Annotated in this window: 12 protein-coding genes; 8 read left to right on the top strand and 4 right to left on the bottom strand. The window is 47.3% G+C overall.

Translation table 11 applies throughout. The features are described 5' to 3' along the window. Window positions 1-38: 38 nt before the first annotated feature. The 3 genes from BBB58_RS12410 to BBB58_RS12395 all read left to right on the top strand — a co-directional run bounded on the left by BBB58_RS12410 (window position 39) and on the right by BBB58_RS12395 (window position 2,068). Window positions 39-803 (top strand): hypothetical protein, encoded by a 765-nt coding sequence (locus tag BBB58_RS12410; protein ID WP_074037520.1) that lies wholly within the window; start codon window positions 39-41, stop codon window positions 801-803. Between the two features lie 46 nt (window positions 804-849). Further along, entirely contained in the window at window positions 850-1,296 is a 447-nt protein-coding gene (locus tag BBB58_RS12405; protein WP_084543101.1) for a GNAT family N-acetyltransferase, read from the top strand. A 424-nt stretch (window positions 1,297-1,720) separates the two neighbouring features. Continuing rightward, complete coding sequence (locus BBB58_RS12395; protein WP_074037518.1) at window positions 1,721-2,068, top strand: hypothetical protein; 348 nt, start codon at window positions 1,721-1,723, stop codon at window positions 2,066-2,068. Between the two features lie 60 nt (window positions 2,069-2,128). On the opposite strand, the gene BBB58_RS12390 is transcribed toward BBB58_RS12395, so the two are convergent. After that, window positions 2,129-3,565 (bottom strand): protein adenylyltransferase SelO, encoded by a 1,437-nt coding sequence (locus BBB58_RS12390; protein ID WP_074037516.1) that lies wholly within the window; start codon window positions 3,563-3,565, stop codon window positions 2,129-2,131. 109 nt (window positions 3,566-3,674) lie between these two features. Here BBB58_RS12390 and BBB58_RS12385 point away from each other — a divergent pair, with 109 nt between their 5' ends. The 3 genes from BBB58_RS12385 to BBB58_RS12375 all read left to right on the top strand — a co-directional run bounded on the left by BBB58_RS12385 (window position 3,675) and on the right by BBB58_RS12375 (window position 9,371). Beyond that, window positions 3,675-4,877: a bifunctional folylpolyglutamate synthase/dihydrofolate synthase gene (locus BBB58_RS12385; protein WP_074037515.1), complete on the top strand. Its 1,203-nt coding sequence runs from the start codon at window positions 3,675-3,677 to the stop codon at window positions 4,875-4,877. 92 nt (window positions 4,878-4,969) lie between these two features. Beyond that, the gene (locus tag BBB58_RS12380) at window positions 4,970-8,704 is read left to right on the top strand and encodes a DUF5057 domain-containing protein (RefSeq protein ID WP_084543100.1); all 3,735 of its coding nucleotides are present in this window, start codon (window positions 4,970-4,972) and stop codon (window positions 8,702-8,704) included. 22 nt (window positions 8,705-8,726) lie between these two features. Continuing rightward, window positions 8,727-9,371, top strand: coding sequence for a hypothetical protein (locus tag BBB58_RS12375; protein ID WP_074037513.1), 645 nt, complete (start codon window positions 8,727-8,729; stop codon window positions 9,369-9,371). Between the two features lie 45 nt (window positions 9,372-9,416). On the opposite strand, the gene BBB58_RS12370 is transcribed toward BBB58_RS12375, so the two are convergent. The 3 genes from BBB58_RS12370 to BBB58_RS12360 are packed head-to-tail and all read right to left on the bottom strand — an operon-like array spanning window position 9,417 to window position 12,049. Beyond that, a complete protein-coding gene (locus tag BBB58_RS12370; RefSeq protein ID WP_074037511.1) occupies window positions 9,417-11,066 on the bottom strand; it encodes a hypothetical protein in 1,650 nt (549 codons plus the stop codon). A 16-nt stretch (window positions 11,067-11,082) separates the two neighbouring features. After that, entirely contained in the window at window positions 11,083-11,646 is a 564-nt protein-coding gene (locus BBB58_RS12365) for a prepilin-type N-terminal cleavage/methylation domain-containing protein (protein WP_244150746.1), read from the bottom strand. Continuing rightward, window positions 11,594-12,049, bottom strand: a complete 456-nt coding sequence (locus tag BBB58_RS12360; RefSeq protein ID WP_047795513.1) for a type IV pilus modification PilV family protein — start codon at window positions 12,047-12,049, stop codon at window positions 11,594-11,596. Before BBB58_RS12360 ends, BBB58_RS12365 begins: the two co-directional genes overlap by 53 nt. A gap of 157 nt (window positions 12,050-12,206) precedes the next feature. On the opposite strand from BBB58_RS12360, the gene BBB58_RS12355 reads away from it, so the two are divergent. Together BBB58_RS12355 and BBB58_RS12350 are read left to right on the top strand one after the other, a co-directional pair. Further along, a complete protein-coding gene (locus BBB58_RS12355) occupies window positions 12,207-13,421 on the top strand; it encodes a G5 domain-containing protein (protein WP_047795512.1) in 1,215 nt (404 codons plus the stop codon). After that, on the top strand, window positions 13,418-13,708 hold the full coding sequence (locus tag BBB58_RS12350) for a hypothetical protein (protein ID WP_047795511.1): 291 nt from the start codon (window positions 13,418-13,420) through the stop codon (window positions 13,706-13,708). Before BBB58_RS12355 ends, BBB58_RS12350 begins: the two co-directional genes overlap by 4 nt.

Raw genomic sequence — 13,708 nt, 5'->3', positions numbered from 1 at the left:
AGAATTTGGAGAGATGGGCGTAGAAAAGGGGATATGAGATGAAGCGAATCGGGGTAATATGTGTTCTTGTGTTGGGACTAGCGGGGTGTATGACACCAAAAGAGACGAAATCTATCGAAACAGTGGATGTGATGGATGTGGAAGAGATCGAGAAGGAGAGAGTGATTGATGAATCCCAATTTCCAGACGTAGAAGTGACGGGGACGACGATTGTTGAAGTGCCAGCAGGAACGAAACAGATTTCAGATGCCGTTGTGGCACAAACGACCCTTCAATATGAAGATGGGTCGACGAGACATTTATCGAAAGATCACATTTTAACGGAGACGATGGTCGGAGGAATTGGTTTAGTTGCGATGACCGTCCCTGACCGTGAGAACCCGTTTGGCGTATTCATTTACGATGTGAGAAATGAGTGGGCGCAGCGTGGAATGCAACGTTTCGGGATTCCAGAAACATCATCAGCGTTCGTTCACGGATTAGATCTTCCTAATAAAGAGATGGAGGCCATCAGTACGGATTATTCAGGTAGCGATTGGTCGGTGAAGCTTTGGACGTTATATGACGAGACACGCCTCATCAGTATCATTGTGACGGATTCTTTCACTGAAGTAGAAGGGGAGATGTCGGAACAGCCAGAACCGTATGTTTTGGAACAATCATATGGGAACGGTTTATACTATTTATCACAAGGAAGACTGATTATCGTGACAGGAAATATCTCAGAAGAAGAGTTATTGGTACTCACTGACTCGCTACCGGAACCTTCGTCCGTATCGTTTCCGTTTCATGATCCGGAGTAAAGATGAACACGCACACTTATAGAACCGATGAAAAGGAGGGGGCCTGTTGCTCAATCGAAAGGAAATGATTCTACGAATTCGTACTGCTGAAATGAATGATGTAGCTGCACTGTCAGAATTAATGGGAGAGTTGGGATACCCGACTACAGAAAAGCAGATGGCAATCCGTTTGATGAATATTCAACAAGATTCGAATTATCACACATTTGTAGCGGTGGAAAATCAAGAAATTGTAGGGATGATTGGTTTTTTTAGAGGAGTGTCTTATGAAGTAGATGCATCCTACATTCGAATCATTGCTCTTGTAGTGAAGGCATCTCATCAAAAAAATGGGGTCGGGGCTTCTTTAGTGAATCATGTTCAAGATTGGGCACATCAACATGGCATAATGAAAATAGCGGTCAATACAGGAAATCGACGAACGGGTTCACACGTATTCTACAAAAAGATGGGCTTTGATGGAACAGGGACAGGCTATTATAAGTCCATTTAGTAGGAAATAAAGAAAGCATTTTTCAAATTCAAATTGGAGCAGAAAAAACGATGGAAGGACGTCATATATTTTGCCAATCCATGAATTCGATACATGGCATCGAGAGTTAGATTTACCAGTCTACGTATCAAATCATCCTACATATACGAAGGTTCATGACGAATTGATCCAGGAATTGATGGAGGCGTGTTCGATTGTACGTACCTACTATCATTCATACAATCGCTTTCGGTTTGGATTGTGTTATCACGGCATAACCATTATCCCAAACGAATCTTTGCCACATCTTTATGAGATTGTCATAGAATCACAATCTTTCATTCATGCCGAGGAGTTGAATGACTTGGCAACCCTCATTCTCTCAGCTCAACGCGAAGGAAAGGATGTAGTTCATTTTGGTATATAAAGATATGGGGGGAGTATTGTGTCTTATTATCACGAATTTGGAATAATCGATTCCATTCATGGGGAAGAGCTTCATGTGCAGTATATGCCGGAAAGATACGGATGTGTTGTGGTGGATGGGGAAGAAGTGGAGCAATGGATTGAACAGTTAAGTGACATGCGCACATTCTTTCACTCATATCATTGTCCTGGCCATGGATTGGATGAGTGCGGCATTACATTGATTCCGCATGCATCTTTATCATTCCTTTTTGAAGTTGTGTTGAATAGAATGAACAATCAGGCAACTTCGGAATTGGGGCAGCTGATTATAAAAATTATCAAGGCGCGAGATGAAGGGAAAGATATGATTCATTTTGGTCTTTGAATTAAAATGTAATGTAAAACAATCCCTCGAACAGATTGAAGTGTTCGAGGGATTGTTTCATCACGTACCACAAAACGTTTGATACGGATACGTTCGTGGTGGACCTGCCGATATATATTCAGCCGGTTTGTCGTAGTTATATGGGTCACGCAAAATGGTGAGTAGTGACTCGGTCGGACCGAAGTCGCCTCGTTCTGCTGCTTGGATCGCTTTTTCAACATGATGATTTCGGGGAATGACGGCCGGGTTATATTGGCGCATGATTCGACTGACGTCCTCGTCCGGGAGACCTTGCTCACTCAAACGTTTCTGCCAAGCGTCAATCCACGCCTTCCCATCTTCCCGGGTTGAGAATGGGAGAGATTCACTCTCACCAAGCGTCAGCGAACGGAACGTATTCGTATAATCTGCCTCCGTCTCCATCATCAAGCGAAGCAGTTCATCCGTTAGCTCATCGTCACCATCTTTTCGGACGAATAGGCCAATCTTATGTGCGAGTCCGGTAAAGTACGCTTCTTTATACAACTCGGTATAACGGGTGAGTTGCTTGTTCGCGACATCAACCGCTTCTTCTTTCGTTTCGCCAAGGAGCGGCAGCAACGTCTCCGCCAGTCGGGCGAGGTTCCAAGACCCGATATATGGTTGATTCGCATAGGCGTAACGTCCATCTCGGTCGATCGAGCTGAAGACCGTCTCCGGATGATACGTGTCCATGAACGCGCATGGTCCGTAATCGAGACCTTCACCGCTGATGAACATATTGTCCGTATTCATCACCCCATGAATGAACCCGACGAGTTGCCAGTTGGCAATCAGTCTCGCCTGTCTTTCGACGACGCGTCCGAGGAACTGTTCATAGCGATTCGGTGCATCGATCAAGTCTGGGTCGTGTCGTTTGATTGCTACTTCAGTAAGAGCGATGACGTCATCGATGGAGCCGGCGCCTGCTGCGAATTGGAATGTTCCGACACGAAGATGACTTGAGGCGACCCGAGTCAGGATCGCTCCATGCTTCGGACCTTGACGCATGATGGCTTCCCCTGTCTGAACGACGGCGAGCGCCCGGTTCGTCGGAATGCCGAGGGCGTGCATCGCCTCGCTGATGATGAACTCGCGTACCATTGGCCCGAGTGCGGCTCGTCCGTCGCCCCCTCTAGAATACTCCGTCGGTCCGGATCCCTTCAGTTGCACATCGACACGCTTCCCGTTCGGAGTCACATGTTCCCCGAGCATGAGGGCGCGTCCGTCCCCGAGCATCGTCAAGTTGCCGAATTGGTGTCCAGCGTATGCTTGTGAGAAAGACGTCTCTGTTTGACGATTGCCGGCAAGTAAATCGATATCTTGTTTGAGACTTTGCGCATCAAGGCCGAGCGAAGCGGCTAATGCATCGTTAAACAAGACGAGTGTCGGATTGTCGACCGGATGGATGGGTCCGCGGTCGTAAAAGATGTCACGTAGTTCGAGGTACGTCGCCTCGAAGTTCCAGTCAGTTGTCATGGCGCATGCCTCCTTCTTCGCTTCGAGTATAGCACAGACTGTTTTCCATAACGGCTGTCGTGAATTTTGATAAGATGAAACAGAAGTGTAAACAGTAGGAGTGTGGAAGATGAAGACGAGACAAGATGTATTCGATTGGTTGAGTGGACAGCTTCGCTTCGGGATCAAACCGGGTCTTGAGCGGATGAGCTGGATGATTGAGCAATTAGGGTTAGAAGAACGCCGATCCATCCATGTGGCCGGGACGAACGGAAAAGGGTCGACCGTCGCGTTTTTACGGGCGATGGCGATGGAGAACGGCTTATCCGTCGGCACATTCACCTCCCCTTATATCATTCAGTTCGAGGAGCGGATCATGTTGAACGGGGAACCGATTCCTGAAGACGCGCTCGTCGACGTGGCGAACCGTGTCAAATCCTGTGCGGACGAGACGCCAGAGACGCTGACGGAGTTTGAGCTATTGACGATGATGGCATGGTGCTATTTTGATGACACACGTCCCGACTTGATCATTTGGGAAGTCGGTCTCGGGGGACGACTTGATTCGACCAATGTGTTGACGCATCCACTTGCGACCATTGTCACGTCAATTGGACATGACCATCAAGGCATTCTCGGCGATACGCTTGAAGAGATTGCACAAGAGAAATACGGCATCATGAAACGCAGCGTGCCGATGTTCCATAGTATCGAGAAGAAATCATTGATTGAGTTGTTGCATCAAAAAGGGGACGATGTAGGTTCTTCCATTCATGATGTTCGTCCACTCGTGAAGAAAATTGTGGACGGGGCAGACACAGTTGTGACGTATGAGAATATGCCATCTGTCGTGCTCGGATTGACAGGACATCATCAAGCGTATAACGGGGCGTGTGCCGTGGCGGTGGCGCGTCACCTCGGTTGGCGCGATGACGCCATCCAAAAAGGGCTCGAGCGAGCACAACATCCGGGGCGGTATGAGCTCGTCTGCAAACGACCGCGTATCATTTTAGACGGGGCACATAATCCGGAAGGCATCGAGGCCTTGGTTTTACAAGCCAAATATGAGACAGACGTGACAGTGTTGACGGCGATTTTAGAAGATAAAGACCGTGACAAGATGATTCATGCGCTTCAAGAAATTGGAGACGTTTACGAAACGACATTTGAGTTTCCGCGTGCTAGAACGAAAGCACAACTAGAGAAAGATGGAGCGCGCTTTGTCGAATGGAAAGCATGGCTACGGAAGTGGGTCGAGTCGCCGACAAGCGAGACGTTGATTGTGACCGGGTCTCTTTATTTCATCAGTGAAGTGAGACGTTTCCTAAGCTAAAACATTTACCTGATGTCAAAGAAATAGATGTATATTTTTTCAAGTGGGTGGGATAATTAGTAGTGAAGACTAAAAATAGGGAGGACTATTCATTGCGTAAACTCATGCAATACATAGCGGTTCTCGTATTAATCATATCCATTATTCCACAGAGAGTAGTTGCGGAGACCAATCAACCGATTTTAAACGTGTTGGTTCTTCGTGATGCTTTTACTGCTTCGAAAGTACTTTCAGTGACTGAATACAATAATGCGGTGAATTCGTATCGTGCTTCACTGAATGTAAATACTGCAAAAGTGAATGTGCAATTCATGACAATTAAACAATTTAACGCATCCCGTTTTCCGATGACAGGTGCATTCGATGCGGTCATGATTGGGAGCAGTCCTTTAACTGAGAAATATAAAAATGGGACGCTTGTCGTCAACTCGAAAAATCATGACACGACAAATCAATTGAACGATTTGACAGAATTGAAAGCTACGGAACTATTCAATACAGTTGTCCGTGTCGGCTTGCCGCTTCTGATGCATGAGGATGCTACGAACGGCGATACACAGTTAAAACGCTTGGCAGCCTATCAACGTGATTATGCGAACGTGAAAGTCTTTAATCGAAATGATCAACAGAATGTCGATCGTGAGATGGCGCAGCAGTTGAATCAACTCACCATTTCCCGTCCGAGATTTCAATCAACTGAAGTGAAGTACAACAATCAGTCGATTAGCAATCAGACGATTCAAGTAAAAGATGGTGTCCGTCATCCAATCAACTTTGCCTATACTTTATCGCAACCACCAACTCCTTCGGCATTCGTAGAATTGTATATCGATTACGACCATAACGATCGATTTGATGCGGATGAAAAAGTCATTGAGCAACAGGCAAAAGAATCGGGAACGCTCAATTTCACATTATCGCGTCCGACGTTTAGCGGACCGAAGAACTGGATGCTCGTCGTCAAGGATTCGTTGACAGGTCGAGCGGATTATCGTAAGGGGAGTATTCTTTACCTCGATGAAAAAGTGAAAGCGAACATCTTACAGCTCACTGCAGGAACCGGCACGAACGGAAGAATTTCAAGCTATTTATCTAATATGTTAGTAGACCCGTCTGGGAATTATGAATTCAATTTAACGGACGGTACAACGAGTCAGTTTGAGGGTGGTACTTATGATCAGGCATTACTCAATAACGACTACGATATGCTGATCTTTGGTTTCCAAGATTCGTACAACGTTTATGGAAGCATGAATGCTGCGGCCACTGCGAAAGTCAAACGTTTCAGTGAAACAGGACAAGGCGTCATGTTGACGCACGATACGATTTTCCGTACGAATAGTTCGTCATCGCCTACGTCCGAGTGGGAACGTCAATTTGTGAATGCCAATCCTTCACTGAATATCTCAGGGCAAAAAATGTACACGAACATGGGATTTGGTGCTCCTGAAACAACCAATAAGGCAGTCAAGGTACAGGATGGGATTTTCACTTCTTATCCGTATCGCCTCGACGATTCGATTAAAAATATCTCAAATACCCATAACCAATATTTCACACTCGATTTGAATGATCCGGATGTGACGCCTTGGTACAACCTGTATTCAACAGGTGGAAATCGTGTATATGGAGATGCAAACAATCATTACTATACGTATACAAAAAACAATTTCACCTACTCCGGTGCTGGGCACACAAACAAGTTTTCGGTAGAAGATGAGAAGAAAATCTTCATCAATACGATGTATCGCGCCTTTATCGGAGCAAATCATAAACCTTACAACGTGATTGAGTCCGTCAGTGATTCAAACCAGTCCTATACTTCTGCTGATTTAAAAGCCGGGTCTGTCGAAGTGACTGCGGGACAAGATGTCAAATTGATGTGGCGGCCGAGCGATTATGACTTCCAAGACTTGTTCCTCAATTCAACAATCACGTATAACGGGAAACAGGTCGCATTCGATAACTTACGCAACTACGAAGTTAAAGAGTTTACGATTCCGGCAGCGGATGTTGTCGCAGATTGGCCGATTGAAGTGAAAATCGAGACGTCCGATCAACGGAATGCGAAGGTGATCGATACGTTCACCATCAACGTCAAACGTGCGGAGAATGTTTCCGACTTGATTCAAGTGTCCCGTTCGATTGACCCGTCGACAATCAACTTGTACGAAACGGGAACGATTCACTATCAAGTTCAATATCCTGAACGTTTCGATCGATTGCCGAATCAGTTGGGCGATAAGTTTTTACGAGTGGATTCAACCTCTTTCTCAGAAAAACTGCCAAGTCAACTCGAAGTCGTGGCGATTCGTGACACGAACGGAAATGAATATCCTGTCACGAAGCCGAATGAAATCAAGTTACAGTTGAAGCCGGACTTGTACTATGAACGAAATGGGAACACGAACATTTTCCTCCCGAACGATAGTGGAGACCGGACCGTGAAGTTTGAAGTAGTCGTCCGAGCCATCGAGCCTTCTGCCTCACTCATCCAGTTGAAAAAAGCGGATAACCAATTAACGACGTTAATTGAGTATTCGAAGAAGCAAGATCACATTTTAGATAAACTCAACGACTGGGATAAGGAATTAGAGGTTCAATCATCGTTCCCAGACTTGCTGATCAATATCGGGGCGCCGTATGCGTATGAAGCGAAGATTCCTGACGTCACCTTACAAATTGGGGCACAGCAAATTGTGAGTCCGACCATCACGGATGCGAAAGGAAACACCTTTACGAACCCGAAATGGAGTAGCTTGAAGTGGGAAATCGTCGATGCGAGCGGTGTCGCGAGACTCGTCACGCAAGGGAACAATGCGATTGTGACCGGTTTGAAAACAGGAACTGCGAAGTTGCGATTGACAATCGATCCGGGCGATAAGAGACCCCTTGTCGTAGCGGAGTCGAAAGTCAATGTAATCAGTCCGCCTGAGCAACTTACTATTCAGTCGAAAGAGTTGTATGTCGGTCAAACGACTACGGTCACACCAAAAATCATGCCCGAAACGGCTCAATACAAGTCGGTTCGCTATGTCGTCGAATCTGGGGATAGTGTGAAGTTTGAACAAGTTGGCAACAACTTGAACATCATTGGACTGAAACCGGGTACGACTCAGTTTAAGGCGACTGTGGATGTCGGTGACCTCTTCGGTGGCTTGAATATCGCTACTCCGAGCACCGTCTTTACCATCCAAGTCAAGGCACCATCCTTGAGCCAAACGCCGAGCCAACTCGACCTTTGGGTATGGGATAGTTTGGATGAAGAAAAACGCGTGAACGAAGTCGCCTCGATTCAAGTGACCTCAACACCAACCGTATCCATTCCGTTTGAACGAATCGGGTCCATCCCATCTGCTTTGACGGTGACACAAAGTGCGACAGGATATGAATTACGTGCCAACCATGGTTACGGAAATAATGGTGTCGTGACTGACATTCCAATTCAGACGACATTCGATGACAATGCGTTACAAAACATTCGTTCGAACACGTCGGTTGTCCGTGTCAACGAATACCCGAACCAATTGATGTCAAAAGACATGACAATCAATATTGGTGAAGGGACGGCACCACGACTACCTCTCCTTGAGTACTGGCCTACGACTTCGACTTGGCGTGACTATCGCATGAAGATTGTATCCGGCGAAGAATATGTTCAAGTGAGTGGATCAGGAAAAGAGTTGATTCCAGTGAAACCTGGTGTGGCGAAAGTGGAAGTCTACACGACGCTTCCGGCTGGAAAACCGTTTGAAGCCGTGAAGGATACGTTTTATGTACGCATCATCCAAACGAATGCCTCGGGACAGGATGATGACCGTTATTAAGTGAATGGCAGAAAGTTGGCGAATGATGAATCGCAAGCGAATAATGATTGGCATCACCGGATTGATTCTCGTCATCGGATTGGGAGGGCTCCTGTACTGGAGTCAATCCCAACCCGAGCTCTCGCAGTTATCCGGTGACGATTTAGTAAAAGAAGTGAGTCAACGCTCTTCGGTGACAGAAGAAGAATTGACAGATTTACAGGCAAGGGAAGAATGGGAGGCCGTCCGACTTGTTTTAGAGGACCAAAAAGTTGTGCCGACAGCCGAGCAATTCGCCACAGCAGTGACGCTCGCACCTCTAGACGTGATTGAAGCATACTTCGAGCAAGGGATTGACCCGTTCGAGGAAGTGGAAGGGATTCCCGTTATCACACCATTGTTCAGTGCGAACGGCAGTCCGGATCAATGGAAGTTGGCGATGCGTTTTGTTGAAGACGATCGACTTCTCGGCATCGCGGTCGACTCGTTGAACCTTGATGCGGTCAAAGAACTCCTCGGACAAGGCTATATGATTCGAGATAACGAATCGGTGTTATTGCAGCCGGTCCGTCACAATCAGGTCGAGTTGACGCAACTGCTTCTTGAAAACGGCGCGCAATGGACAAAAGAGATGGAACAGACGGCCAAAGACTACAACTCGGATCTCATTTTAAAGATGGGGAACTAAAAAATCGGTTTCTTCTCAATCAGAGAGGAAGCCGATTTTTTGAATTCATTTCAATTGAACCGGATGACTGACGAAGAATTGAAGTTGATTCGTGACCGGTAATGTTTCAAGTTGATTGAACACGGAATCGTTATACGTCAGTTTTAATCGAGACTTTTCGGCCTCGTGAGCTGGAACTTGACGGTCGAAGTTCTCAGCTGGGCTTAAGCCGTTGCCCCCAGTAAATTCCCCTCTAAAGACGTTCACTTCGAGTGGTCCTTTACTGTACAGACCTCCGTTGACTTCGAGAATAGATCCGACCGCATACACATAGGTCGGTTCGTTCGAGTCACTATACATGAACGCCTGTAGCGTCGTCGGAGTGTCATCAAACTCGTTGATTCGGTTCAACAGAATCTTTCCTTTGGATAACAGGATGAGTGAGTTCCCTTTGTCTGCATCAATCGGAAGAATATTGGCTCGGTCGATGAACGTATCACCGAGCGTGTAGACTGTCGAACTGAAGGAGACGTTCCCTTTAATTGTCAAGTCACCACGTACGATCAGTGGCCGTGCAATCGTCAGCTTCTCGAGTGATTCAATGACGACGTCCCCGTCGAAAAGAAGCGGGGCATTCGACTCGGTGATGGATTCCGTGACATACATGGCGCGATCCGAAATGGCATCCGGTAATGTCACGATGGTCGGGTCGGTGAGTGCGTTGTAGGCATCCGCCCGTAAGTACGAAGTTGGGCGTTCGATAATCGATGTCCCATCTTCCGAAAGCACGCGCTCGAGTTCGAACACTTGATTGGTCGAGCGAATCAGGCTTTCTTCAAAGATTTTTGAATCGACGTCATTTGTGTATGCGAGCGGTGTGTCGAGTCGTCGATTTAAAAATTCGATGATTGAGTAGTCGTATTGGAATGGAGAAAAGCGACTCGGGGACACCCCGGCGTCCGCCTTCTCGCCAGCTTGTTCCGGACCTACCGTGAAGTAGTTCTCTTGCTGGCAACTCAAGCAATCGCTCAATTCGACTAAATCGATTCGGCCATTCAGGTGAAGACGACTGGAATCGACATTTTCAATCTGCTTCGCCACACCATTTAATTGGAAGTTCGCTTGACGCATGAAAGCGAGAGGACCACCTGAATAGATATTTCCTTGAATAGTCGGCATGCCGTTCACGTCCAACTGTTGGTCGGACCCGAGGACGTAGTATAAAAAGGACGGGAGAGCCGTCAAGTATAAGTCTTGCGTGTATTCAACGGTAAGCATCGGTTGTTCCGGATTCACTTGTCGCGATGCCGTGACGTTCACTTGGAGAATCGTCGTGAACGGCGCCGTCTGAATGGCGGTATCTGTAGCATCTTTCTTCAGCTCGATGGAATAGCGGACCTCACTATCCGTAGTCAATGCCGTGAACGGTTCGTCACTGACGATGAGCGACTGAACCTTGCTTTGGAATGCCGCTTCCGATTCCATATGAGTCGGGACTTCCGCTTCTCCGTGAAGCGGGAACTGGGTCCGAACCTCATCGGTGATGAGGCGAAGTGCGCTTTTCGCATCTTCATTCAGTTGAGTATCTTCCGTACGGATGACCGTCAATTTATTCGACGCCAAGTTGACTTGCATGGCGGCGAGCGAGAGGACGGCGAGAGCCGCCATCGTCACGAGAACAAGCACGAGAACATATCCGTCTTCACGTTTTCGCATCAGGATGCCTCCTTTCTTAGAATGGGATGGAGCTTTCAAATGTCGTAACAGAATCGGAATCGTTTGATTGAGTCAAATCCAACTCGATTTCGATGAGTCCACCGGTCATGTAAGTCGGGCGTCTCGGATCGAACACGGGATCTTTTAAATGGATGGTCATCCGTTCGACTGTGATTTGTGGATTAGAAGGCGTAAACGAATCCTCTGAGAGAACCAAGTCGGTCGGGACGTATCCCGCCTCCCGGTAAATCATTCCGGCTTCCGATATGTCTGGAGCGGACAATCGATAAAATTGAAACGAGCCGTCCACTTCCGTCACGGCGTCGAATTCGGTCCGGTTCACGTCAGAGAGCACGGAGGCAATCAAATAGTCGGCCTCGCTTCGAAGGTCACTCGTCTCGTTCGTCATTTGAAAACCGAGCGTTCCAGTGATAAAGGCCGTAATGATGACGCCACTTAAAATCGAAGCGACGACGACTGTGACGAGCAACTCGACGAGCGTGAAGCCGTCTTCACGTTTCTCCATCTCAGTCAGTTGTCGGGACAGCCGTTTCAGGGAACGGTTCGCGCAATGTCGCATTCGAAATGACTCCTTTCAAGGTGACGGGCGTTTGCAAACGGTCGGTCGTCACCGAAATTTCAACTTCAATTGTATGTCCGGGTGAAGTGGACAGCGATTGAATGGTTGCGATATACGTATCCCCATGGATTCGGGTATCTTCGCAGAAGTCGCACGTCGAGCTGATCCCGTCCCGATTCAACAATTGACGCAGTTCGAGCGGTTCATCAACGGACGCGGCCCTTCGATTTAAAGTATGTAACGTGTTTTGCGCGACTTGGTTCGCAATCGTTTGATTGAGGCTGTCGTGTGTCGTCTTCAAACTTTGGCTGAAAATCGAAAGTAAAGAAAATGAGACAATTGAAAGAACAACGATGGAGACGAGCACTTCGACGAGCGTGAAACCTTTTTCGGAATGCGACAAGACATTGACCTCCTATTCAAAAAAAGTAAAACAATCGGAAAATAACGTATGCAATACTGAATTAAATGTTATTTTTTGTACAATACATATTATACTAAAGTTATACGCTGAACGGATATATAGAATAGAAGTCGGATTAGACACGGGGGGATTTTACATGAAGCGGTATGGGATGCATCTTATCATTTTGATTGGACTCGTCGTACTCGTGACATTACCGACGATTGGACTCGTCAATTACTTAGATGCGTCTGCTGAGTCGAGTGCTACATATAAAAAAGATACGATGGTCGCAGGTGTCGACGTATCAGGGATGACGAAAGAAGAAGCGGACGTTCGTCTCGATAATGCGATTAAAGATTTTAATACGACACCCTTTTCAATCAATTTGATGGATGGGACGGTCATGGAGATTGGAAAAGAAGTCGTGACGTTCGATGTATCGAATACGTTAGACTCCATTAAAGATACAGGTGCCTATCCGCTGTTGACATCCGTAGATGAAACGAAAGTCGAGCCTTATCTCGAAGGTCAACCCGTCACGCTGACGATGATTGCCCCAGCGTTGATGGATGCCGCATCGATGTTGGAGTCATCTGTGACATTAGAGCAAGTCGCGGCAGAAAATGAAGTCGTCGCCTCGTTCACTGTGAGCCCGACACCGGCTATGCAGTCAGCCCTTGATCGAATGAACGGATTCGAGATGGCAGCGGGAGACATCTTTAGTCTCAAATCGTTCGGAGAAGATTACGAAGCGCTCACGACACTAGGGTCTTCATTCTATCGCTTATTTGCGGCGACACCGTTCGCCATTCTCGAACGTGTGCCTCACGAAACACTTCCTTCCGGGGTGGAGCTAGGCTATGACACGAAAGTAGATGAGCGCTCGAACTTTGCTGTTCAAAACCGAGAAGACACATCATATGCCATCCTCGTCTTGAATGAAGGGGGTTCTGTGACGGTTCAATTGCTCGGTCAACCTTTTGACGCCGCTTTCGAAGCGAGAGTTGAAGAAGTGAAGACGGTACCGCATCAAAAAGTCGTGCGCTTCTCATCTTCGCTCCCGTCAGGCAGTTCATCGGTCACCCAGTCAGGTCAAGATGGACAGTCAGGTAAGCTCTACCGGGTCACTGTGACTGAAGAAGGGGAGACGTTGGAATTACTCGGGTTTGATTTTTATGCACCGACACCGGAAATCGTGACGAAGAGTTCCGTTCCGCTTCCGCCACCGGATCCGGTCGAACCGGTCATCCCGACATTCCCGGATGAGGACGAGGAAGAAGACCCGTTCCCGAATGATTCGAACGACGACCCATTTGAGGCAGAACCGCCCGTATTAGAAGAACCTGCAGAAGAGGAGGCAGTGGGATGATCGGCTATTTGATTTTACTCGGCTTTTGGGTACTCGCCACATTGACACTGTTCGCTTTATCCGTTCCGATGACGAGAAAACGTGAAACGAAGCTTGTCATCAGCCTGTGGACTGCCCTTCTGTCTGGTGGCGTCTATTTGATGGTAGAAGAATCACTCGTTCAAACATGGTGGGCATGGGTGATTCTTATCGTTGCATTGATTGGAGGGGTGGCTGCAAGCGTCTTTGTCGAAGAACGGAACGACAAGACCGAGCAGGAGGAGGCTCCTCAAAGGATGGTGAAGTAA

The sequence above is a fragment of the Exiguobacterium profundum genome (assembly GCF_001909285.1).
Classification (GTDB): Bacteria; Bacillota; Bacilli; order Exiguobacteriales; family Exiguobacteriaceae; genus Exiguobacterium; species Exiguobacterium profundum.
This window is presented reverse-complemented; position numbering and strand designations above follow the sequence as displayed.